21 protein-coding genes and 1 pseudogene are annotated in these 23,363 nt (G+C 68.3%); 15 read left to right on the forward strand and 7 right to left on the reverse strand.

The features are described from left to right. The first annotated feature begins 83 nt into the window (after positions 1 to 83). The 4 genes from K9D12_RS01510 (at position 84) to K9D12_RS01525 (ending at position 4,024) form a co-directional block, all read left to right on the forward strand. Complete coding sequence (locus tag K9D12_RS01510) at positions 84 to 680, forward strand: YdhK family protein (protein WP_047312809.1); 597 nt, start codon at positions 84 to 86, stop codon at positions 678 to 680. A 90-nt stretch (positions 681 to 770) separates the two neighbouring features. After that, positions 771 to 2,918, forward strand: a complete 2,148-nt coding sequence (locus K9D12_RS01515; RefSeq protein ID WP_223059265.1) for a heavy metal translocating P-type ATPase — start codon at positions 771 to 773, stop codon at positions 2,916 to 2,918. 11 nt (positions 2,919 to 2,929) lie between these two features. Beyond that, a complete protein-coding gene (locus K9D12_RS01520; RefSeq protein ID WP_225910762.1) occupies positions 2,930 to 3,265 on the forward strand; it encodes a metal-sensitive transcriptional regulator in 336 nt (111 codons plus the stop codon). A gap of 96 nt (positions 3,266 to 3,361) precedes the next feature. After that, positions 3,362 to 4,024 (forward strand): CueP family metal-binding protein, encoded by a 663-nt coding sequence (locus tag K9D12_RS01525; RefSeq protein WP_225910763.1) that lies wholly within the window; start codon positions 3,362 to 3,364, stop codon positions 4,022 to 4,024. 480 nt (positions 4,025 to 4,504) lie between these two features. Here K9D12_RS01525 and K9D12_RS01530 read toward each other — a convergent pair. The 3 genes and pseudogenes from K9D12_RS01530 to K9D12_RS01540 all read right to left on the reverse strand — a co-directional run. After that, positions 4,505 to 5,025: pseudogene (locus K9D12_RS01530) on the reverse strand (TrmH family RNA methyltransferase); the annotation flags it as partial. A gap of 23 nt (positions 5,026 to 5,048) precedes the next feature. After that, positions 5,049 to 5,825, reverse strand: a complete 777-nt coding sequence (locus K9D12_RS01535; RefSeq protein WP_047312806.1) for a sulfite exporter TauE/SafE family protein — start codon at positions 5,823 to 5,825, stop codon at positions 5,049 to 5,051. A 99-nt stretch (positions 5,826 to 5,924) separates the two neighbouring features. After that, on the reverse strand, positions 5,925 to 6,710 hold the full coding sequence (locus tag K9D12_RS01540) for an ABC transporter ATP-binding protein (protein ID WP_047312805.1): 786 nt from the start codon (positions 6,708 to 6,710) through the stop codon (positions 5,925 to 5,927). Positions 6,711 to 6,883: 173 nt separating this feature from the next. On the opposite strand from K9D12_RS01540, the gene K9D12_RS01545 reads away from it, so the two are divergent. Genes K9D12_RS01545 through K9D12_RS01555 form a run of 3 tightly spaced genes read left to right on the forward strand, consistent with a single transcriptional unit; the run spans position 6,884 to position 9,656 of the window. Then, a complete protein-coding gene (locus tag K9D12_RS01545; RefSeq protein ID WP_047312804.1) occupies positions 6,884 to 7,525 on the forward strand; it encodes a GntR family transcriptional regulator in 642 nt (213 codons plus the stop codon). Between the two features lie 57 nt (positions 7,526 to 7,582). After that, on the forward strand, positions 7,583 to 8,869 hold the full coding sequence (locus tag K9D12_RS01550; protein WP_223059266.1) for an MFS transporter: 1,287 nt from the start codon (positions 7,583 to 7,585) through the stop codon (positions 8,867 to 8,869). 25 nt (positions 8,870 to 8,894) lie between these two features. Beyond that, the gene (locus tag K9D12_RS01555; RefSeq protein ID WP_223059267.1) at positions 8,895 to 9,656 is read left to right on the forward strand and encodes a hypothetical protein; all 762 of its coding nucleotides are present in this window, start codon (positions 8,895 to 8,897) and stop codon (positions 9,654 to 9,656) included. Positions 9,657 to 9,720: 64 nt separating this feature from the next. Here the strand turns inward: K9D12_RS01555 and glgA are convergent, their stop codons facing one another. Beyond that, positions 9,721 to 10,932, reverse strand: a complete 1,212-nt coding sequence (glgA, locus tag K9D12_RS01560) for a glycogen synthase (protein ID WP_223059268.1) — start codon at positions 10,930 to 10,932, stop codon at positions 9,721 to 9,723. 63 nt (positions 10,933 to 10,995) lie between these two features. Between glgA and glgC the strand changes: the two genes are divergently transcribed. Genes glgC through cphA form a run of 4 tightly spaced genes read left to right on the forward strand, consistent with a single transcriptional unit; the run spans position 10,996 to position 17,297 of the window. Continuing rightward, complete coding sequence (gene glgC / locus K9D12_RS01565) at positions 10,996 to 12,249, forward strand: glucose-1-phosphate adenylyltransferase (RefSeq protein WP_047312801.1); 1,254 nt, start codon at positions 10,996 to 10,998, stop codon at positions 12,247 to 12,249. A 43-nt stretch (positions 12,250 to 12,292) separates the two neighbouring features. Then, complete coding sequence (serB, locus tag K9D12_RS01570) at positions 12,293 to 13,516, forward strand: phosphoserine phosphatase SerB (RefSeq protein WP_129663497.1); 1,224 nt, start codon at positions 12,293 to 12,295, stop codon at positions 13,514 to 13,516. Between the two features lie 10 nt (positions 13,517 to 13,526). Further along, on the forward strand, positions 13,527 to 14,417 hold the full coding sequence (locus K9D12_RS01575; protein ID WP_047312799.1) for a cyanophycinase: 891 nt from the start codon (positions 13,527 to 13,529) through the stop codon (positions 14,415 to 14,417). Positions 14,418 to 14,447: 30 nt separating this feature from the next. Further along, a complete protein-coding gene (cphA, locus tag K9D12_RS01580) occupies positions 14,448 to 17,297 on the forward strand; it encodes a cyanophycin synthetase (protein WP_129663495.1) in 2,850 nt (949 codons plus the stop codon). A gap of 84 nt (positions 17,298 to 17,381) precedes the next feature. Here cphA and K9D12_RS01585 read toward each other — a convergent pair whose 3' ends face one another. The 3 genes from K9D12_RS01585 to fabG are packed head-to-tail and all read right to left on the reverse strand — an operon-like array spanning position 17,382 to position 20,864. Continuing rightward, complete coding sequence (locus K9D12_RS01585; RefSeq protein ID WP_225910764.1) at positions 17,382 to 19,277, reverse strand: Mur ligase family protein; 1,896 nt, start codon at positions 19,275 to 19,277, stop codon at positions 17,382 to 17,384. Positions 19,278 to 19,335: 58 nt separating this feature from the next. Further along, positions 19,336 to 20,097, reverse strand: a complete 762-nt coding sequence (gene fabI, locus K9D12_RS01590; RefSeq protein WP_223059269.1) for an enoyl-ACP reductase FabI — start codon at positions 20,095 to 20,097, stop codon at positions 19,336 to 19,338. Positions 20,098 to 20,153: 56 nt separating this feature from the next. Next, positions 20,154 to 20,864, reverse strand: coding sequence for a 3-oxoacyl-ACP reductase FabG (gene fabG / locus K9D12_RS01595; RefSeq protein ID WP_223059270.1), 711 nt, complete (start codon positions 20,862 to 20,864; stop codon positions 20,154 to 20,156). A 134-nt stretch (positions 20,865 to 20,998) separates the two neighbouring features. Between fabG and K9D12_RS01600 the strand changes: the two genes are divergently transcribed. The 4 genes from K9D12_RS01600 to K9D12_RS01615 all read left to right on the forward strand — a co-directional run bounded on the left by K9D12_RS01600 (position 20,999) and on the right by K9D12_RS01615 (position 23,256). After that, complete coding sequence (locus K9D12_RS01600; protein WP_187034993.1) at positions 20,999 to 21,334, forward strand: DUF3099 domain-containing protein; 336 nt, start codon at positions 20,999 to 21,001, stop codon at positions 21,332 to 21,334. Further along, the gene (locus K9D12_RS01605; RefSeq protein ID WP_187034991.1) at positions 21,312 to 21,551 is read left to right on the forward strand and encodes a hypothetical protein; all 240 of its coding nucleotides are present in this window, start codon (positions 21,312 to 21,314) and stop codon (positions 21,549 to 21,551) included. Before K9D12_RS01600 ends, K9D12_RS01605 begins: the two co-directional genes overlap by 23 nt. 73 nt (positions 21,552 to 21,624) lie before the next feature. Further along, positions 21,625 to 22,473, forward strand: coding sequence for an SURF1 family protein (locus tag K9D12_RS01610; RefSeq protein WP_223059271.1), 849 nt, complete (start codon positions 21,625 to 21,627; stop codon positions 22,471 to 22,473). A 12-nt stretch (positions 22,474 to 22,485) separates the two neighbouring features. After that, on the forward strand, positions 22,486 to 23,256 hold the full coding sequence (locus tag K9D12_RS01615; RefSeq protein WP_223059272.1) for an SDR family oxidoreductase: 771 nt from the start codon (positions 22,486 to 22,488) through the stop codon (positions 23,254 to 23,256). Positions 23,257 to 23,363: the final 107 nt, after the last annotated feature.

Here is a 23,363-nt window from a genome sequence, read left to right on the forward strand (position 1 = left end):
CGATTCCACGCCCACCGATCGACATTTGACCCATACCCCAGAGGGGTATAATGTTGATCGGGCCAGAATGAATAGGAGATTTTATGCGTAAGCGCCTCATGACCACCGTCGCCGCGGGAGTGCTCGGCGGAGCACTCGTGCTCTCCGGCTGCAGCACCGGAGGGGATCAGGACCAAGCGACCCCCTCGTCGACCAGTCAGCACGAGGGCCACGGGAGCAGTGGCGGCAGTTCTGACAGCGGCGGGATGGAGCATCCGATGGACGGCGGCCCCGCCCCCGAGGGCATCGAGAAGGCTGCGTCGCCGAAGTACCCGGTCGGCACCGAGGTGACGCTCACCGCCGACCACATGGAGGGAATGGACGGCGCACCGGCCACCATCGCCGGCGCTTTTGACACGTATACCTACGCGGTGAACTTCACGCCCACCACCGGCGGGGATCCGGTCAAGGATCACAAGTGGGTCGTGCAGGAGGAGATCGAGGACGCCGGCGACCAGCGAATCGCCGACGGCACCGAAGTCACCCTGGAGGCCGAGCACATGGAGGGCATGAAGGGCGCGAAGGCGACCATCGCCTCCTCCACCGACGAGACCGTCTACATGGTCGACTACGAGTCCGACGGCATGACGATGACCAACCACAAGTGGGTCGTCGAGAGCGAGATCAAGCCGGCCTCCTGAGCCGGTCGCCCCGGGCCCATTCAAGGTCCGCGGCGAGACACGACCCGATCGAAGGAAAGACCGGGGAAGAACGAGGGGAAGCGAAGAGCAATGACGGACCCGAACGCGCACCAACATCACCACGACGCCGTCGCGACCACCGAGCTCGGCCACGGGGACGGCGCGCACGGCGAGCACGAGGGCCACGGCGAGCACGAGGGCCACGGCCAGCACGACGACCACGCAGCGCACGGCGGCCACGGCGGTCATGCCGGCCACGGTGACCACGTGGGCCAGTTCCGTCGACTGTTCTGGATCAACCTCGTCATCGCCGTCCCGGTGGTCGCGTTCTCCCCGATGTTTGCCATGCTCCTGGGCTACTCGGTGCCCGGTTGGGCGGGCTGGGTCGCCGCAGTCCTCGGCACCGTCATGTACGCCTGGGGCGGCACCCCGTTCCTCACCGGTGCGATCAGCGAGCTGAAGAGCCGCCAGCCGGGGATGATGCTGCTCATCGCGCTCGGCATCACCGTAGCGTTCCTCGCCTCCTGGGCCGCCACTCTCGGGCTCGTCCACCACGAGCTCGAGTTCTGGTGGGAGCTGGCGCTGCTGATCGTCATCATGCTGCTAGGCCACTGGATCGAGATGCGTTCCCTGGCCCAGACGACCTCGGCGCTGGACTCCCTGGCCGCGCTGCTGCCTGACGAGGCCGAGCGCGTCGAGGGCGACGACGTGGTCAAGGTCGACCCCGCCGACCTCCGCGTCGGTGACCTCGTCATCGTCCGCCCCGGCGGCAGCGTCCCCGCCGACGGCACCATCGTCGACGGCCGCGCCGATATGGACGAGTCCATGATCACCGGCGAATCACGCCCCGTCGCCCGCGGCGAAGGCGAGAACGTCACTGCTGGCACCGTGGCCACCGACTCCGGCCTGCGCGTGGAGATCAGCGCCACCGGCGACGACACCGCCCTGGCCGGCATCAACCGGCTCGTGGCCGAGGCGCAGGGCTCCTCCTCCCGCGCCCAGCGCATTGCCGACCGCGCTGCCGCCCTGCTGTTCTGGTTCGCCCTCGGTGCGGCCCTGATCACCGCAGTCGTTTGGACGCTGTTCGGGCTGCCCGACGACGCGGTCATTCGCACCATCACCGTGCTCGTCATCGCGTGCCCCCACGCGCTGGGTCTGGCGATCCCGCTGGTCGTGTCCATCGCCACCGAGCGCGCCGCCCGTGGCGGCGTCCTGGTCAAGGACCGCCTCTCCCTGGAGTCGATGCGTCAGGTCGACGCGGTGCTCTTCGACAAGACCGGCACTCTGACCAAGGGCGAGCCCACCGTCACCGGCGTCGAGCCGACCGGTGCGCTGGATGCCGACCAGGTCCTCGCCCTGGCCGCCGCGGCCGAGGCCGACAGCGAGCACCCGCTCGCCCAGGCCATCGTCGCTGCCGCCAAGGAGAAGAGCCTCGCTATCGAGGCGGCCAGTGGATTCACCTCCTCCCCGGCGGTCGGCGTCACCGCGACTGTGGCCGGCCAGGAGATCCGCGTCGGCGGACCTCGTCTGCTCGAGGAGACCGGGCAGGACGAGATCGACGCGGCCGACGCGTGGCGGGCCGAGGGCGCGATCATCCTGCACGTCCTCCGCGACGGCCAAGTGATCGGCGGCCTCAAGCTCGCCGACGAGGTCCGGCCCGAGTCCCGCGACGCCGTCGACGCCCTCCATGAGCTCGGCGTTGAGGTCGTCATGATCACCGGCGATGCCGAGGCCGTGGCGAACGAGGTGGGCCGCGAACTCGGCATCGACCGTGTCTTTGCCGGCGTCCGCCCCGAAGACAAGTCCGCAAAGGTCGCCGCGCTTCAGGACGAAGGCAAGAAAGTCGCCATGGTCGGCGACGGCGTCAACGACGCCCCGGCGCTGGCGCAGGCCGACGTCGGCATCGCCATCGGCGCGGGCACCGACGTCGCCATCGCCTCGGCGGGCGTCATCCTCGCCAGCTCCGACCCGCGCAGCGTGCTCTCAGTTATCCAGCTCTCCCGTGCCGCATACCGTAAAATGAAGCAGAATCTGTGGTGGGCTGCCGGGTACAACCTGTTCTCTGTACCGATCGCGGCCGGCGTGCTCGCACCTATCGGCTTTGTCTTGCCGATGTCGGTCGGCGCGATACTGATGTCGATCTCCACCGTCGTCGTCGCGCTCAACGCCCAGCTGCTGCGCCGCATTGACCTCACCCCCGAAGCCAGCACCCGCTCTGTCCTGGAGCGCCAGAAGTGAAGGCCACGCCCATGACCAACGACACTGCAACCGATGAGACCGGCACCGACACCGGGGCCCACCAGCACGGTTACATCAGCGACAAGGACCGCTACCGCAACCGCATGAAGCGCATCGAGGGCCAGGCCCGCGGCATTACGAAGATGATCGACGACGAGAAGTACTGCATCGACATCCTCACCCAGGTCTCTGCCCTCACCCGGGCCCTTCAGGGGGTGGCGACCGGCCTGCTCGATGACCACCTCAAGCACTGCGTGCTCGACGCCGCAAAACAAGGTGATGAGGACGCGGCCATCGCCAAGATCCAAGAAGCCACCGATGCTATCAACCGGCTCGTCCGCTCCTGACGCCATCGGATTCAGCCTCGCGCAGTAGTGAGCTGCGCTTCGCCTTGCCCTCGGCCCCTGGGCGCGATCGCGAAGGCGGAGATCGGGCCTGACGTCATGAACACGATCTACCCGAGAGAAGAGCTCGACATGTTCCCTTCACTTTCCGCACCGAACCGGCCTCCCAGAAGCCGGCAGGGACTCGGCGCGACCATAACCGCGATGGCAGCCAGCGCCGTCCTCCTACTCAGCGGCTGCGCCGGTGCTGACCCCGGTCCCTCTTCTTCCGCAGGATCCGATCAGTCCCTGCTGATCGAGCACGGCCTCGATGGCCTGGACGCCCGGGAAATCATCAAGCGCCTTGACACGATGCCGGTCACAGACCGCTCAACCGAACTCATGGCCTCGATCAAAACCGACGAACTCGTCCTCACCGACAATCAGAACAACCAAACCACGCTGCCGATGCCAAAGGAAGACTTCTACGTCTCAGTCGCCCCATATACCGAGCAGACCCACGAGTGCTACTTCCACAGCCTCACTACCTGCCTCGGCGAGCTCGCCAACACTGACGTCGACGTCACAGTGGTCAACGCGGCATCCGGCAAGACCATCCTCGACGCAACACTCACGACTTACGACAACGGATTCATCGGACTCTGGCTGCCCCGCGGCATTCACGCGACGCTCACGGTCAGCACCGAAGACCGCACCGCGAAGCAGGACATTTCGACCCGCCTCGACGACCCCACCTGCCTAACCGCCCTCCAGCTGACTTGAGGTCCGGACCTCGTGCTCCTCGGCCTCGTCGACAGATCAGGCGTCTGGACGGTCCAATCCTCGGTCTTCCCCGAGAGTCTTGCCGACCTGAGGCTCCACCAGAGAGCTAGCTTCAGGGTCGTCGGAAGGCGCGAGCACATCGGGCTGATGCCGCGTCGACCAGGACCAGCCTGTGCTAACTTGAGAGCACTTCATCCCCCACGCCTCTCCACGATGCGCACTTGGGGGATTTTCTCTGGCCATGTCCTCAAGCTCAGACTTGTCGGTGCTGAGCCTTGCCGAGCTCCGCCAGTACCCGGCCTGGATTCTTGATCAGGTCGAACAGGCTGCTCGCCCGGCGCGCCCACCGCGCTGGGTCGTCACCCTCAGCAAATGCGGCAGCCGAGGCGAACTGGTCATGGAGGTTGACTGGCAATCGGTCAGCCAGCTCCGCACCGAGCTCGCCAGCGAGGCCGGCTCGAGGAGACGAGGCCGCAAGAACTGGAAGACGGTCCCCATCGAGGCTCGGATTGCTCGTCGGCACAACGGGTCGTCGCAACGTGGAGTCACGAGGAACGCTTCGACGCCAGTCGCGCGGCGGCATTACGAATTAGAGCACCGACCTTCGTGTGATCGACGATGTCCTCGAGCACCACGACGCGGCGGGCCCCACGGAGCAACTCCGCGGGGTCGGCGAGGGCCGGACGATTCATCGACGCAAGCGCTCCGCGGTGGAGGTGAAAGCCGGTCATCGACTCGATGACGTCGGCCTCCCCCACGTAGACCGGAACGCCTTGGGCCTCGGCGTCGGCGACGACGTCTGCCAGGTCGGTGAGCCAGCGCTCGCCCATGAGGAAGCTGCGGGGAACGTCACCCCGGGAGAGTGCCCGGCGGATGACCTTCTCGCTCTCGGCGATGTAGAGGCCACGCTCGGTCTCGAGCTTCTTGCGCAGCGCGACGTCGGTGAGGCGGAAGTAGTCGGCGACGCGTTCGTCGTCGGGGCTCGTGATCTCGATCGGCACCGCACAAGGGTACGCGGGCGGGATCAGCGCAGGATGTTGACGATCGCGATGATGCCGATGACGGTGATGAGGACGCGCAGGACCCACGGGTTGAGCTTGCGCCCGACGCGCGCTCCCACGAAGCCGCCGACGAGGGCGCCGATGCCGACGAGGGCCGCCACAACCCAGTCGATCTGGTCGGTCGCGACGACGATGAACGTCAGGGCTGCGACGCCGTTGACCACCGTGCCGAGAACGTTCTTGATGCCGTTGATCTCCTGCAGCGGATCAGGCAGGAGAACGCTCATGAGGCCCATGAGGATGATGCCTTGGGCCGCGCCGAAGTAGCCGCCGTACATACCGGCCACGAAGATTCCGACGGCCAGCGCGACGAGGCGGGGCCCCGCGAGCGGACGCGTGGGGTCGGCGTCCTCGTGTGCTTTCGCGGCCTTCTTGTTGAGCCACGGTCCGGCAAGCACGAGGAGCACGCCCAGCGCGATGAGCACCGGGACGATGGCGTCGAAGGCCGACTCGGGAAGTACGAGCAGGAGCAGCGCGCCGACCACGGCACCGAAGAAGGAGAACGGAACGATCCGCTTGAGGCGGGCGGCCTTGCCGCGCAGTTCCTCGCGGTAACCCAGAGTGCTCGTGATGCCGCCGGCCACGAGTCCGATCGTGTTGCTCATATTGGCCGTGACGGCCGGGTACCCGAGGGCGAGAAGAGTAGGGAAGGTGACGAGGGTGCCGGAACCGACGACCGCGTTGATCATGCCGGCAGCCATACCCGCCGCGATGATGGCGAGCGCTTCCCACAGACCCATGTCGACATCCTTCTCACGGCCACGAGGAGGGGCGCGTGGGCACGGTTGGGCCGTGGGTGCCGCACACGGACGAAGGCGGGCGGCCTTCGCACCAAGAAATCAGCGAGCGGCTCGGGCGCTCCAGCGTTCACCGTGCTGCTCGAGTTCGAGCGGCATGCCGAAGGTCTCCGACAGGTTCTCCGCCGTGAGGGTCGACTCGATCGGTCCGGCCGCCACGACACGCCCCTCGCGCAGCATGAGGATGTCGGTGAAGCCCGGCGGGATCTCTTCGACGTGGTGCGTGACGAGGACGAGCGCCGGAGCGTCGAGGTCCTCGGCGAGTGTGCTGAGGCGACCGACGAGATCTTCACGGGCGCCGAGGTCGAGCCCTGCGGCGGGTTCGTCGAGGAGCATGAGCTCCGGGTCGGTCATGAGAGCGCGGGCGATGAGAACGCGCTTGCGTTCACCTTCGCTCAACGTCCCGAAGCGACGCTCGGCGAGGTGCGAGACACCCATCTCCTCGAGCAGTTCCGCAGCACGGCCGTGGTCGAACTCGTCGTATTTCTCCCGCCAGCGTCCGACCATGCCGTAGCTGGCCGTGACGACGACGTCGGAAACCTTCTCCGCGTTCGGAATACGGTCGGCGATCGTGGCGGCCGACAGGCCGATACGCGGACGCAGTTCGAACACGTCCACGGCGCCGAGCACCTCGCCGAGGATGCCGGCCACACCGGCACTCGGGTGCATCCGCCCGGACGCGATGGACAGCAGCGTCGACTTACCGGCGCCGTTGGGGCCGACGACGACCCAACGCTCGCCCTCCTCGACGTCCCAGTTGATGTCGTCGAGCAGCTTATGCGCGCCGCGCGTGACACCGACCCCGGAGAAGGACAACACATCGCTCATACCCGTGACCCTACTGACTCGACGGGGTCGAATGCTACGCGACACGGCACGGATGACGTCGTGGACGCGCCTGACGCCCAGCCGACACGGGTGTAAGCTACAACTTGTATCTATGTTGCGTCGAACGCCTGCAAGCGTGGGCAGCACATCGACCACTTGAACGAGGAGCGAGCATGAGCGAGCCGAAGATCTCCGCGGCCGACGCGGTCTACCGCGAGGTGAAGGGCTGCATCCTCGACGGCTCGATCGCCGGGGGCGCCCTCATCAGCGAGGGTGAGATCTCGGAGCTGCTCGACGTCTCCCGCACCCCCGTGCGCGAGGCGTTCGTCCGGCTGCAGGCCGAGGGGTGGATGACGCTGTACCCCAAGCGCGGCGCGCTCGTGCGCGCCGTTGAACCGCGCGAGGTGCGTGACATCGTCGAGGCGCGCATCGCGGTGGAGTCGCGTGCGGCGCGCAGCGTCGTCGAGGCGCAGGAGCACCGCGACGTCGCCATCGATCTCGGCGAGATCCTGCGCCGTCAGCGCCAGAGCCTCGAAACCGGCGACCACGACGACTTCACCGAGACCGACTGCGTCTTCCACACCCACCTCGTCGCCGCCGGCGGCAACGCCATCCTCACCGAGTTCTACGAGCGTCTCGGGGAACGTCAGCGCCGGATGGCCGCGCGCATCCTGTGGAAGGACGACCGCCGCTGCCGCGACGTCCTCACCGCCCACGCCCGCCTCGTCGACCTCGTCGCCGCGGGAGACGCGACCGGTTTCGAGCAGGAGCTGACGGCGCACCTGCACCACTCCTACGACGGACTGCTCCCCTGAGCCCTCCGACCACACGAGTTTCGCACCACTCACCCACACCCGACGAAAGGCCTCCGCGTGTCACTCGACACCCCGACCCGCACCACCAGCCACGAACGCGTCACGACGAGCGTCGACAGCCCCCAGCGCGCCGGCGCCGGGGGCGCGCGTGCCGCCTGGCTGCCGGTCGGGGCGGCGATGTTCACCGTCGCGTGGGGTGGCAATCAGTTCACGCCGCTGCTCGGGCTCTACCGTGACATCGACGCGCTCTCGACGGGCGCCGTCGACCTGCTGCTCGGTGCGTACGTCCTCGGCATCATGCCCGCGCTGCTGCTCGGCGGGCCCGCCTCGGACCGCTGGGGCCGTCGCCCGCTCATGCTGCCCGCGCCGATCCTCGCGATCATCGCGTCGGTGCTGCTCGCCGTCGGCTCCGGCTCGCCGGCCGTGCTCTTCGTCGGCCGCATCTTCTCCGGCCTGGCGCTCGGGCTCGCCATGGTTGTCGGCGGCTCGTGGATCAAAGAACTGTCGAACCCCCCGTTCGACGCCGAGGCCGACGCCGCCGCGGGCGCGCGTCGCGCCTCCATCAGCCTGACGGCCGGATTCGCGCTCGGCGCCGCCACCGCAGCGGCGCTCGCGCAGTTCGCGCCGCTGCCCGCAGAGTTGTGCTACCTCGTCCACCTCGTCATCACGGCGGCGAGCTATGTGCTCCTGACGCGCGCCCCCGAGACGCATGCCGCGCAAGAGATGCCGGGACGCTTCCTCGACGACCTGCGCGTGCCCGCTGCGGGCCACCGTCGCTTCCTGTTCGTCGTCCTGCCGATGGCGCCGTGGGTGTTCGGCTGCGCGGGATGCGCCTATGCCGTGCTGCCCGCCGTCATGGGTGATCGCACCGGCTCGTTCGGCATCGCCTTCTCGGGCCTGCTGTGCCTCGTCGCGCTCGGCTGCGGGCTGTTCATCCAGCAGGTCGGCAAGCGCTTCGACGATGTCAGCTCCGCGCGCGCCATCATCATCGCCCTGACGATGACGCTGCCCGGCCTCGGCATCGCCGCACTTGCAGCGCGCCTCGTCAGCCCGTGGCTCGCGCTCGTCGCGGCCGCCGTCCTCGGTCTCGCCTACGGCATGCTGCTTGTCTCCGGCCTGCAGGAGGTGCAGCGCATCGCCGGTCCCGAGGACCTCGCGGGGCTGACGGCTGTCTACTATTCGATCACCTACCTCGGCTTCTTCGTGCCCGCCGCGCTCGCCGTCGTCAGCCACTGGCTGAGCTACCCCATGATGTTCGTCGGTGGCGTCGTGCTCGCCGCGCTGAGCCTCGGCGTCGTCCTGATGTTCTCGCGCAAGCACCTTCCGACGGCTCTGGCGCACTGACCCGTCGCCACTAGGCTGGGCGATCGTGTACGAACTGCCTGCCTCCGTGCGTCTGGCCCTGTGGGCCACGCACGCCATCGCCGCCGATCGCCCGCTCAGCGAGGCGATCGGCACCGCGCTGCCCGACGTCGACGCCGTCGAGGGTGGCCTGCCGCGCCTCGAACTGTGGCGTGACCTCGGCGAACGCATCGTCTGCGTCGACCTGCCCCGCCCGGGGGTCCACGGCGGGTTGCTGCCGCCCGGCGGACCCGCGACTCAGGCTGCGATCGAAGTCGGAGAATGCCTGTTCGTGCCGTCGCTCGGCGGGGTGCTCGTGCCGCGGCTGGAGTATTACGGGCCGGCCGGCGACGAGGGCCTCAAGCTCACGCTCGAACCGCACGACAGCGACCCGGTGCCGATCCACCGCCTCGAGGCACTCGCACTGGCCGACATCGACCGACGCTTCCGCGAGGCGTTGCTGGCGCACGTCGGGGTGCTCGAATCCCTGCACATCGCACCGTTCCTCGGCTCCTCGGCCCGCGAGCGCGTCGACGAACGCCTCGACGGCGCGCGCTGGGCGTTGCCACCGGGCCTGCACCCGCGGGCGATGCGCATCATCACGACGGCCGGCCTCGTCGTCGCCGCCCTCGACGAGGCGCTGACGACGAGCGGCGGCCTCGACGCGGGTAGCGTCGCAGCGCGCGAGCGCACGCTGCGCTCCCTGCTCGACGAGGCCGAACTCGCTCTCGCACAGGCCGCGACGGCGGCTGCCATCGGCCTCGCACACGACGCTGCCCGCCCTCGATGAGGACGGGCAACGTTGATCACGCGTTGCGGTGTGCTCAGAGCGGAGTGTCTCCGGCAATGATGTATCAGGCCGTAGGGGAGCCTTCGAGGACCGTCGCGTAGACCTGCTGGGTGCGCTCGGCGATCGCGTCCCACCCGAAGTGCTCGACGGCGCGCTGACGCCCGGCTCGACCCCGTCGGCGGGCCTCTTCGACGTCGGAGGTCGCCTCGGTGAGGGCGCGGGCCAGATCGGCGACGAACGTATCGGGGTCGACGGGCGTACCCGTTCCGTCGTTCACCTGCTCGATCGGCACGAGCCAACCGGTCTCGCCGTCCACGACGACCTCGGGGATTCCCCCGGTGGCCGTGCCGACGACGGCCGCCTCGCACGCCATTGCCTCGAGGTTGACGATGCCGAGCGGCTCGTAGACGGACGGGCACACGAAGCAGGTGGCCTGTGACAGCAGCGCGACGACTTCGTGGCGGGGCAGCATGTCGGGGATCCACACGACGCCGTCACGGCTCTCACGCAGTTCGGCGATGAGGCCCTCGACCTCGGCAAGGATCTCGGGGGTGTCCGGGGCGCCGGCACACAGCACGAGCTGCACGTCGGCGGGAACGTCACGCATGGCGCGCAGGAGGAACGGCAGGCCCTTCTGCCGGGTGATGCGACCGACGAACACAATGCTCGGGCGGCCGGTGTCAACGCCGTGGCCGCACACGATCTCCAGCGCCTTCTCGGAGTGATCCGGCGCCCAGGCGTCTGCGTCGATGCCGTTGTGGACGACGTGGACCTTGCTCTCGTCGAGCTGGGGGTAGCTGCGCAGCACGTCGCGTCGCATGCCGTCGGAGACCGCGATGACGGCGGCGGCACCCTCGTAGGCGGTGCGCTCGATGAACGAGCTGAGTGCGTAGCCGCCACCGAGTTGCTCCGCCTTCCACGGGCGCATGGGCTCGAGGCTGTGCGCCGTCACGACGTGCGGGACGCCGTGGAGCATCGAGGTGAGGTGCCCGGCGAAGTTGGCGTACCAGGTGTGCGAGTGGACGATGTCGGCACCTTGGGTGGCCGGCACCATCGTGAGGTCCACCCCGAGTGTCTTCAGCGCGCCGTTGGCCTCGGCCAACTGCGGCAGATCGGGAAATCCGTCGGTGTCGGCCTCCCCCACCGGTTCGCCGAACGCCCGCACCTTGGTCTGCGTGCCTGTCACTCGCATGGCCTTGACGAGTTCGGCGACGTGGACCCCGGCGCCGCCGTAGATGTTGGGCGGGTATTCCTTCGTCAGGATGTCGACTCTCACGGGACAAGACGGTAGTCCCTCCGGGGGTGTGATGAAAGACACGATCCGCCTATTGTCAGTCGCATGCCAAATCGTGGAGGCCCCAAGGTCCTAGCCATCGTTCTCGCCGGCGGCGAGGGCAAACGCCTCATGCCCCTGACCGCGGACCGGGCCAAGCCCGCCGTGCCGTTCGGTGGAATCTACCGACTCATCGACTTCGCGTTGAGCAACCTCGTCAACAGCGACTACCTCCAGATCGTCGTGCTGACCCAGTACAAGTCGCACAGCCTCGACCGCCACATCACGACGACGTGGCGGATGAGTTCCTTGCTCGGCAACTACGTCACGCCCGTCCCGGCACAGCAGCGCGTGGGCAAGAACTGGTACCTCGGTTCAGCCGACGCGATCTACCAGAGCCTCAACCTCATCTACGACGAGAAGCCCGACTACGTCGTCGTCGTGGGCGCCGACCACGTCTATCGCATGGACTTCGCCGACATGGTCGAGGCGCACATCGCCTCCGGCGCCAAGGCGAGCGTCGCCGCGATCCGTCAGCCCATTTCCCTGGCCGACCAGTTCGGCGTCATCGACGTCGACCCCGAGGACCCGTCGCGCATCCGGGCCTTCCTCGAGAAGCCCACCGACCCCCAGGGCCTGCCGGACAGCCCCGACGAGGTGCTCGCCTCGATGGGCAACTACGTCTTCACGGCGGACGCACTGATCGATGCCGTCACCCGCGACGCGGACCTCGAGGGCAGCAAGCACGACATGGGCGGCGACATCGTTCCCGCCTTCGTCGACCGGGGCGAGGCCTACGTCTACGACTTCAAGGACAACACGATCCCCGGCGCAGAGGACCGTGACCGCGGCTACTGGCGCGACGTCGGCACCATCGACTCCTATTACGACGCGCACATGGACCTCGTGTCGGTCCACCCGATCTTCAACCTCTACAACGACGACTGGCCCATCCACACGACGTCGGGCATGAGCCTCCCGCCGGTGAAGTTCGTCCACGGCGAGCACGGACGCACGGGTACGGGCGTGAACTCGCTCATCTCCCCCGGGTGCATCATCTCCGGCGCCACGGTGAGTCGGTCGGTGCTCTCGCCGAACGTGCGCGTTCACTCGTTCAGCGACGTGGATTCGTCCATCCTCCTCGACGGCGTCGACGTGGGCCGCTCGTGCATCATCCGACGCGCCATCATCGACAAGGGCGTGCACCTGCCCGAGGGCACGCACATCGGCCTCGACCACGAGCAGGACCGCGCTCGCGGGTTCACCGTCACGGAGTCGGGCATTGTCGTCGTCGGCAAGGGCACGGTCATCACGTCGTGAGCGGCGGATGCACGCGAGAGTGGTTCACGCTATGAATGGGGTTGTGACGAACGACAACCCGCGTACCGACCTCATCGGCCTGACGTTCCAGGGCACCGACTTCCCGGGGCTCTTCCACGAACTGGCCGATGCGATGACCCGGTTCGGCGTCGAGATCATCGACGTCGGGCAGGCCGTGCTCGGCGGGAGCATCACGCTGTCCTTCCTCGTCTCCTCCCAGCATCCGGAGGACTTCGAGGTCGAGATGCGCCGCCTCGCCGAACTGCGTGGCCTCTCGCTCACGCTGACGCCCGGCATGGCGGATGACGTGCACCGCCTGCCCGGGCGCGCCGTCGTCACGCTGCTGGCGGACACCGTGCCGGCCGAGGCACTGGCCGAGATCTCCGCCGAAGTCGTGCACCACGGCGGAAACATCGACCGGGTGCGTCGTCTCGCCCGTACCCCCGTGACGGCCATCGAGCTCGATGTGTCCGGTGTCGAGGTCGTCGAGTTGCGACGCCGCGTGGCCGAGGTCTCGGCGGAGAGCGGCTGTGACGCGAGTGTCGCCGCTGCCGGTTTGGCGCGGCGAGGGCGACGTCTCGTCGTCATGGACGTCGACTCGACACTCATCCAGGACGAGGTCATCGAGATGCTCGCGGCCCACGCAGGCCGTGAGGCCGAGGTCGCCGAGGTGACCGAGCGGGCCATGCGCGGCGAACTCGACTTCGCCGAGTCCCTGCACGCACGTGTCGCCGCTCTCGAAGGGCTTCCGGTCGAGGTGCTCGATGACGTCCGCGCCGCGATTCGCCTGACGCCCGGCGCGCGCACGCTGGTGCGCACCCTCAAGCGTCTCGGTTTCACCGTCGGCGTCGTCTCGGGTGGCTTCATCGAGGTCGTGCGCCCCCTGGCCGACGACCTCGGCATCACGTATGCCCAGGCCAACACACTCGAGGTGGCGGACGGCAAGCTCACCGGGCGGGTGCTCGGCGAGGTAGTCGATCGTGAGGGCAAGGCACGCGCTCTCGCGCACTTCGCGCAGAACGAAGGTCTCCCCCTGGAACGCACGGTCGCGATCGGTGACGGAGCCAACGACCTCGACATGCTCGCGCTCGCCGGTCTCGGCGTTGCGTTCAACGCCAAGCCCGTTGTGCGGGCTCAGGCCGATGCCGCCGTGAACGTGCCCTACCTGGACAGTGTGCTGTTCCTGCTCGGTATCAGCCGCGAGGACATCGAAGAGGCCGACAATCTCGACGTGGACTCTGCTGCGATGAGCGGAACGGGCGCCTAACATAGCCCCCATGCCTGAGAACAGCGAGCCCCGTCGATCCCTGCTCATCATCGGTGGGGCCGAGGACAAGATCGGCCGCGTGACCATCCTGCGCCGCTTCGTGCGTCTGGCCGGGGGCCGCAAGTCGAACATCGTCGTCATCCCGACGGCATCGTCGCTGGCGTCCGAGGTCATCGAGGTGTACTCCACCGTGTTCTCGCGCTTGGGGTGCCCCGAGGTCTCGAGCGTCGACCCGCAGACGCGGCTCGAGTCGTCGTCGCCGGAGCTCGTCGAGCGCATCGACAACGCCACGGGTGTCTTCATCTCGGGCGGTAACCAGCTCAAGCTGAGCCAGCTCATCGTCGGCACCCCGCTCGGCGACGCCATGCTGCGCGCCTACGAGCGTGGCGCCGTCATCGCCGGCACGAGTGCGGGCGCCTCGATCATGAGCCAGTTCATGATCTCCATGGGCGAGGAAGGCGTCACCCCTCGCCAGCGTTCCAGCCAGCTCACGCAGGGTCTCGGCCTCGTGCCGGGCGTCATCATCGACCAGCACTTCGACCAGCGCTCGCGCTACGGCCGACTGCTCTCGCTCGTCGCCGGTTCTCCCAGCCTGCTCGGAATGGGCATCGACGAGGACACGGCCGCCGAGATCACGAACGGGCACGAGATGACGATCGTCGGATCCGGTGCCGTCTTCATCGTCGATGCCCGACGGGCGCAGACCGACGCCCATGAAGCCCGCCGTGACGCGCCCTTGCTCGTCACGGGAGCGGTCGTTCACTCGCTCCCGTACGGAGCGACGTTCGACCTGACCACAGCGACCTTGACGGATTTCGTCGAGCAGAACGCCGACGTGGCCGTCACGGCCGCGAAGGATCAGCACGACACCGCCACGGCGGCAGCCGCACTGCGTCACTGAGACGCTGTGCCTTCCACGAGGGAGAACTCCATGACCGTCGTCGAGATCCCGCAAGCTCCCGGGCCCATCGAGCCGAGCCTGCGCATCCGAAGCACGCGTGTCTACCGCGGCCCCAACGTGTGGTCCTACGAGCCGGCGATTCACCTCGTGCTCGATCTGGGCGTGCTCGAGTACTACCCGACGCACGCGCTGCCCGGTTTCACCGAGGCTCTCGTCGAGCTCTTCCCCGGTCTGCAGCGTCACTCGTGTTCGCGCGGGCGTGAGGGTGGCTTCATCGAGCGCCTCCACGAGGGCACCTGGCTCGGTCACGTGGCCGAGCACCTCGCGCTGCAGCTGCAGCAGGAGGCCGGCCACGACGTCCGTCGAGGCAAGACGCGTGGTGTCGAGGACCGCGAGGGCTGGTACAACGTCATCTTCGCCTTCCTCGACGAGAGCGTCGGTCTCGCAGCCGGTGAACTGGCGGTCAACATCGTCAATCACCTCGTGCAGAACAACCCCGAGTTCGACGTTGAGGCAGAGCTCGAGCGGTTCCACAACCTCGTGCAGCGCAAGGCCTTCGGCCCGTCGACGCAGGCCATCATCGAAGAGGCCGTCTCGCGCGACATCCCGTGGACCCGTCTCAACGGCGCCTCGCTCGTCCAACTCGGTCAGGGCGTCCACGCCCAGCGCATCCGCGCCACGATGACGTCGCGCACCCCCGCGCTCGCGGTGGACATCGCGGGCGACAAGAACCTCACGGTGAAGCTGCTCGGGTCGGCCGGTCTGCCGGTGCCGAAGTCCGACGTCGTGCGCACGATGGAGGGCACCGTCGAGGCGGCCAAGGAGATCGGCTTCCCGGTCGTCGTCAAGCCGCTCGACGGCAATCACGGCCGTGGTGTCTGCCTCAACCTGCAGAACGAGGAGGACGTCCGCGAGGCCTACCCGATCGCTCTGGCCCAGTCGCGCCGCGGCGTGCTGCAGGTCGAGTCCTTCGTCACGGGCAAGGACTACCGCTGCCTCATCATCGACGGCCGGATGGCGGCCATCGCCGAGCGTGTGCCCGCCCACGTCATGGGCGACGGCGAGCACACGGTGGCCGAACTCGTCGACATCACGAACGCCGACCCGCGTCGTGGATACGGTCACGAGAAGGTGCTCACGCGCATCAAGGTCGACGACGCCGCCCGCGAACTCGTCGAGGAACAGGGCTACGCGATGGACGCCGTGCCTGAGGCTGGCGTCATGGTGAAGCTTGCCCTCACCGGCAACATGTCGACCGGTGGTATCTCCATCGACCGCACCATGGATGCCCACCCGGACAACGTCGAGATCGCCGAGGAGGCCGCGCGCCTCATCGGACTCGACGTCGCCGGCATCGACTTCATCTGCCCCGACATCACGGTGCCGGTGCGTGAGTCCGGCGGCGCGATCTGCGAGGTCAACGCCGCTCCCGGGTTCCGCATGCACACCCACCCGACGGTCGGGGAACCGCAGTTCATCGCCAAACCGGTCGTCGACCTGCTCTTCCCGCCCGGCACGCCGTCGCGTGTGCCGATTGTCGCGGTGACGGGTACCAACGGCAAGACGACGACGTCGCGCATGCTCGCGCACGTCATGAAGGGCCTCGGCAAGAAGGTCGGCATGACCTCGACCGACGGCATCATCGTCGACGAGCGTCTGCTCATCACCCGTGACGCGTCGGGCCCCAAGTCGGCCAAGATGGTGCTTCAGAACCCGCGAGTCGACTTCGCGATCCTCGAAGTCGCCCGCGGCGGCATCCTGCGCGAGGGCCTGGGCTACGACCGTAACGACATCGCCATCGTCACGAACATCCAGAACGACCACCTCGGCATGCGCGGTGTGAAGTCCCTCAAGGACCTCGCGGACGTCAAGCAGGTCGTCGTCGAGGCCGTGCCGCGTGACGGTTTCGCAGTCCTCAACGCCGACGACCCGTACGTGCGCCGTATGCGCCACGTGTGCCGTGGAACCATCGTGTGGTTCTCGATGGACGCCCCGGACAGCCGCGTCAGGCAGTTCATCGACGAGCGCTGCGTTCGCGGTGACCGCGCCGTCGTCCTCGAGCCGACGGAGAAGGGCGAGATGATCGTCCTCAAGCAGGGCCGCCGTTCGATGCAGCTCGCCTGGACCCACCTGCTGCCGAGCACGTTCAACGGCGCCGCACGCATGAACGTCGCCAACTCGCTCGCCGCGGCGGGAGCGGCCTTCGCCGCCGGTGTGCCGCTGCACGACATCCGTCAGGGCCTGCGCACCTTCACGACGAGCTACTACCTCTCCCCCGGTCGCCTCAACCGCATCGAGGTCGACCACGCCGAGGTGTTCGTAGACTACTGCCACAACCCGGCGGGCCTCGACCTGCTCGGCGAGTTCGTCGACCGATATGTCGCGGGAAAGAACCGTGCCCAGAGGGTGCGCCGTACCGTCGTCGTCGGAGCTGCCGGCGACCGTCGTGACCAGGACATCCGTGAGATGGGTGAACTGGCGGCCAAGTGGTTCGACACCGTCATCATCCGTGAGGACGAGAACCTGCGCCGCCGCGAGGTCGGCGAAGCGGCCAGGATCATCGAGGAGGGTGCGCGAGCCGTGGCTGCCGACGGTGGCCGCGCGACGAAGATCGTCACCGTCCTCGACGAGCTCGAGGCGACGACGAAGGCACTCGATCGGGCGCGGCCCAACGACGTCATCGTCATCTGCGCCGACAAGCACGCCCGGGTCATGGCCACGGTCGAGGAGCGCACCCACCTCGCGACGCCGGGCGCGCACACCCACGAGGAACAGCCGGGCGACCCCGACTTCAGCCCGGACGAGCGGTTCGCCAGCGCCGAGGAGGACGACGCCGCGGCCGAGGCGGTCACGCCGAACCCGGCTGACACTCAGGGCTGAGGAACGAACGCGTTGGCCCCTTCCCACCGCTGCGGTGGGAAGGGGCCAACTGGTCGTCGGGACGAGGCCGGATCGGCGAGCGTGTCAGGACTCGCGGTGCGGCAGTGAGGTGAGCAGGTCCAGAGCGTCGACTAGTGCTGCGGGTGCGTGGCCGGAGGCGGTCACCCGACGCAATGACGCGACGGCGTCACCGATGTGGCCCTGAACGTCGTCGGGCAAGCCGGTGTTCTCGATCTTCTCGTTCGGTACACCGCGAGCGGTGCGTGCCTTGCGGGCGATGGTTCGTGCGTCGTCCATCGACGCGCCCGTCTCGGTCAACCAGGAGTGGATCTCCGCCTGGTGGCTGTGGGTCATGACCGCCACGACGTCGCCCCCGTGTGCCGCGTCGAGGAGGCCATGCACGCCGTCGAGTTCGGTGCGGTGGCTCGCCTCCGGGCTCACCCCGACGCGCGCGAGACCGTCACGGAAGTGGCTTTCGAGGTTCTCCATCGAGCGACCGCGAAGGTAGTGCTCCTTGTGCACCACGTGGACGAGATCTGCGCCACGGCCTGCGAGCTCGCCGAGGTTGGCGAGGATCTCGTCGCTGCGGTCCCCGCCGGTTCCGAGGCCGAGCAGGAGTCGCCCCCCGGGCGCGACGAGACCACGACCCACGGCGAGGAGAGCCTCCAAACCTCCCTCGTTGTGGGCCATGTCGATGATGACGGTGACCGACTCGTCGGGGCTGCTCGGCTTGGGCACGGTGTAGACGTTCATGCGGCCCGGGTTGAGGTTCGCGTCCGGGGAGAACGTGCGTAGCCCCTCGACGACGGCGCTGCGCGGAAGTCCGAGCGCCAGGGCACCGGCCGCCCCGGCGAGAGCGTTCGCGATGTTGTGGGCGGAAAGCCCGGCCATCGTCATGGGCACGTCGTCGAGGGAGACGAGAGAGTCCACGCCCGAGTCGTCGATACACACGATGTCGTTGTCGATGACGGTGAACGCCTTGCCGTGTGCGGCCCGTGCCTCACGGATGCCGGGCGCTTCCGGGTCGAGTGTGAAGGTGATGATCTGCGCGGGCGTACCGACCCGCATCGCCCAGACACGGGGGTCGTCACCGTTGAGCACGCACCAACCGCTCGGTCGGGTGACCTTGGTGATGATGGCCTTGACCTCGGCGAGCTGGTCGACGGTGTCGATGCCGCCGGTACCGAGGTGGTCGGGCGACACGTTCGTCACGACGCTGACGTCGTTGTACGGCACACCCATTCCGCGGTTGAGCAAGCCGCCTCGCGCGGTTTCGAGGACGGCGACCTCGAGGCCGGGGGTGGCGAGCACGGTGCGAGCACCCGAGGGTCCCGAGTAGTCACCCCTCTCGACGTGTTCGCCCATGACGAGCACACCGTCGGTGGAGCTCCACGCCGTCTTGCGCCCTGCGGTCATCGAGATGTGCGAGACGAGGCGCGTGGTCGTCGTCTTGCCGTTCGTTCCGGTGATCGAGATGACCGGAACCTTCGGCTTGGACATGGTTCCGGCGGGGCCCGGTTCGGAGGCGAGAACCGCGTCGGCGGCACGTCGAACGGCGTCGGAGGAGGACACCGGGTCGAGCAGATCGGTGAGAGCCGCAGCCACGGCGCGGCCCAACGCGCGGCCGCGTTCGAGGTGCTTCCAGGGGAAGGCCACGACGTACTCCGAGGGTTCCTCGCCGTGGCGAACCCGGACACCGAGCTGACCCGTGCCGCTCGCAGCGGCAACACGACGCGTGACGACCTCGACGAGGCGCATGACGGCGCGGTCGCGGACGGCAGAACCCTCGTCGCCGAGTCGCGGGCGGCGCGCGCGAAGCAGGGCGAACGCTTCGCTCAGCTGTTCCGGTTCACTGCTCAGCCACCCCGAGACGTCGATCGTCGTCTTGATCGCGGGGCGCGGGAAGTAGAGGTTCGGGCCCTCGAGAACGCGGTTGCCGAGCAGGCGGACACCTGCGGCCTGCGTGCCGTCTGCAGTCATGAAATTCACCCTAGAACGGGTGTGCTTCACCTGCATCCGCCCGACACGGGCTGGACGCCTACTGACCCATCGCGTGGACGCCGCCGTCGACGTGGACGATCTCGCCCGTCGTCGCCGGGAACCAGTCGGACAGCAGTGCCGCGCAGGCGCGCGCGGCGGGCACCGCGTCGGAGACGTCCCAACCCAGCGGAGCACGGTTGTTCCAGGTCTCCTCGAACTGCTCGAAGCCCGGGATCGACTTGGCCGCCGTGGTGCGGATCGGGCCGGCGGCGACGAGGTTGCAGCGGATCCCCTGCGGGCCGAGGTCACGTGCGAGGTAACGGTTCGTCGATTCGAACGCAGCCTTGGCCACGCCCATCCAGTCGTAGACGGGCCAGGCGAACTTCGCGTCGAACGTCAGCCCGACAACGGCGCCGCCGTCCTTCATGAGGGGCTCGGCAGCCTTCGCGAGGGCTTTGAGGGAATACGCCGAGGCGTGCAGTGCCGTCGAGACGTCCTCCCACGTGGCGTCCATGAAGGTGAACGCGCCCTGCGGTGCGAAGCCGATCGAGTGCACGACGCCGTCGAGCGAACCGATGATCGGCTTGAGGCGCTCGGCGAGGGTCTCGAGGTGCTCGGTGTTCGTCACGTCCAGTTCGACCACCTCGACGGGCTCGGGCAGCCGACGGCTGATCATCTGCGTGATCTTCATCGTGCGGCCGAAGCTCGTGAGAACGACCTCGGCGCCCTCCTCCTGGGCCAGGCGCGCCACGTGAAAGGCGATCGAGGAGTCCATGAGGACGCCGGTGACGAGGAGCTTCTTACCTTCGAGCAGACCCATGGTGGTGCCTTTCGTGCGGGGCGGAGCGGAGTGGAGGATGCGGGCTGGGTCAGTGGTCAGTGGCCCATGCCGAGGCCGCCGTCGACGGGTACGACAGCACCGTTGATGTAGGCGGCCTCCGGCGAGGCGAGGAACGTGACGGCGGCTGCCACCTCCTCGGGGCGGGCGAAGCGCCCGGTGGGGATGGCGTCCTTGTAGGCCTTCTGCCGGTCCTCCGGCAGCGAGGACGTCATTTCGGTCTCGATGAAGCCGGGCGCGACGACGTTGGCCGTGATGCCACGGCCCCCGAGTTCGCGGGCAACGGAGCGGGCGAGACCGACGAGACCGGCCTTGCTCGCCGCATAGTTGGCCTGGCCCGGAGACCCGTAGAGTCCGACGACGCTCGAGACGAAGATGAGGCGCCCGCCCTTGCGGCGGATCATGCCGGTCGTCGCGGCGCGGGCGCAGCGGAACGCACCGGCGAGGTTGGTGTCGATGACACGGTCGAACGACTCGTCGCTCATGCGCATGAGCAAACCGTCGTCGGTGATTCCGGCGTTCGCGACGACGACGTCCATGGGGCCGCCGAGCTTCTCCTCGGCCTCCTTGAACGCCTTCTTCACCGAGTCGGAGTCGCTGACGTCGCCCGCAACCGCGGGCATGCCCGCGACGTCCTCACCGGCGCGCGAAAGGATGACGACGGCGTCCCCCTGGTCACGGAACCTCTCGGCGATGGCCAGACCGATACCTCGGTTGCCTCCGGTCACCAGTACGTTGCGGCTCGTCATTCACCCTGTCCTTCGTTCGCAGCATGTCGTGTGGTCGGGCGCGGGCGCGCCGGAATCAACCTCGCTCAGCAACGTATCCACTACCCCCGGGTACTCCAATTGGGACGAATCGTGGTGAGTCGTAAGCTGGAGCCATGGCACGAGCAGCTTCCTCGCGGACGGGCAAGGGTGAACAGCCCCGCCTCTCGGCGACGAGCCTGCCCGAGTCGGCCGAGGACGACCAGAACCGCCGAATGCGTGGCTACCTCATCTCGATGGCCATCCGGACGGTCTGCTTCATCGCGGCCGTCGCCACCTGGCAGGTCAGCCGCCCGCTCAGTGTCGTGTGCTTCGCTCTCGCTGCCGTACTGCCCTACGCGGCCGTCGTGTACGCCAACGCGACGGGCAAGCGGCGCATCGACCGCATGGGTGCCGTCACTCCCCCTCCGGTGCCTCCCAAGGAGATCCATGGATCTGCGGACCGCTCTTAGCGATGACCCCGCCGAGCTGATCTGCAGCGCGAAGGGGTGCCGACGCCACGCGACGTGGGCTCTGCGGTGGAACAACCCGAAGCTGCACGACGCGCAACGACGCAAGGTCTGGCTCGCGTGCGACGAGCACGAGGTGACGCTGCGCGACTTCCTGTCTCTGCGCGGCTTCTACCGGGACAGCGTCCGGCCCGACGCCCTGGATCCGCACGACGGCTGAGGCGCCTCGCGGGAACCTGCTCGTCCCTGATGCCCGGCGTCAGGGCGGCGAACAGCCCTACTAGGCTGGTGGGGTGCTTCGACTGCTCTCCACCAAACGCTGGCTCACGTGGTTGCTCGTCGCGACACTGTGGGCCACGATCTGCCTCGTCGCAGGGCGCTGGCAGTGGAATCGCTGGCAGGAGAAGTCGACGATCCAGGAGCGGATCGACACGAACTACGACGCCCGACCCGTCCCGTTCGGTGACGTTCTCGAGGACGGCCGGGCCCCCGCCAAGGATGACGAGTGGAAGCAGGTTCGCGGAACCGGCACCTATCTCGGTGATGTCCACATGGTGCGCAACAGGCCGGGGCCCGGCGGCGATTTCGGCTACGAGACCGTGGACGTCTTCGCCGTCGACGGCATCAAAGTGCTCGTCGACCGCGGGTGGGTGACCAACGGCTCGAGCGCGGCGAAGCCAAGTTCTGTTCCCGCGTCGCCGCGTGGCCAGGTGACGGTGACCGGTTGGGTGCGACCGAGCGAGAAGAGCCTCGGCCGGCCGCCGGTCGAAGGCCAGCTCTCCTCGATCTCGACGGCCGACGCCGAGAAGGCCACGGGTGAGCAACTCGTCGACGGCTACGTCCGCATGCGCACCGAGTCGATGCCCGACGGGACGACTCCCCCGCGACCGCAGGCCCTGGAGCGGCCGTCGCAGGGCATGGCGGCCGGCATCAATCTGAGCTACGCCATCCAGTGGTGGCTCGGCATCGTCGCCGGATACGCCTTCGTCCTGATGCGCGCCCGGCGTGAGTACCTCGACGGCCTCGAGACGGCCGATCCCGCGTCCGCCGGCGAGGTGCAGGCACACGAGGGCGCGACTGCCGCGCGTCCGAGGCGCGAGAAGAAGCGCAAGCAGCGGATCTGGGACGAAGAGGACGAGTGACAGGATGAAGCCATGGACTGTGGACTGAACGGACGGACGTACATCGTCACCGGCGCCTCCGGCGGCCTGGGCCTCGCGACGGCGAAGGTGCTCGCGGCGGACGGCGCTGACCTCGTCATCGCCTCACGAGACCAGGAGCGGATCGCCGCGGCGGCCGAGCAGCTCCCGACGGGCGCGAACGTGCGCGCGGTCGCGGCTGACCTCGCCGACCCGCAGACCCCCGCTCGCCTCATCGCCGTGGCCAAGGAGAGCTTCGGCCGCCTCGACGGCGCCGTCGTCTCGGTGGGTGGCCCGCCCGCGGGCAAACTCGGTGACACGACCGAGGAGCAGTGGCGCGCAGCCTTCGACAGCGTGTTCCTCGGCGGTCTGCGCATGGCACGCGCGGTGCTCGACGAACCCTTCGAGCCGGAGGCTCAGATGGCCGTGACGATGGTGCTATCGTCCTCGGTGAAGTCGCCGATTCCGGGGCTCGCCATCTCCAATGGTCTGCGTCCCGGCCTCGCCATGGCTGCGAAGACGCTGGCTGACGAATACGGCCCGCGCGGTGGCCGCGTCAACGTCCTGCTCCCGGGGCGTATCGACACCGACCGTGTCCGTTCGCTCGACGCAGGCAGCGGTGACGCCGAGGCCACGCGTGCGAAGAACGAGGGCGCGATTCCGCTGGGTCGCTACGGCACGCCGGAGGAGTTCGGCCGCGTCGCCGCCTTCGTCACCAGCCCGGCGGCGTCGTACCTGTCCGGCATCGCCCTACCGGTGGACGGCGGATCTCTGCGCACCCTCTGACGGCGCTTCCCCGCCTGGGGCCGGCGCCCCCATGGCGGGTCGTTGGCGAGCCGCGAACCCTCGTTGCTCATGGGCGGTGGTCATGACGGCCCCGTCACCACCGGGTG

Source organism: Dermacoccus sp. Tok2021 (assembly GCF_019895135.1).
Taxonomy (GTDB): Bacteria; Actinomycetota; Actinomycetes; order Actinomycetales; family Dermatophilaceae; genus Dermacoccus; species Dermacoccus abyssi.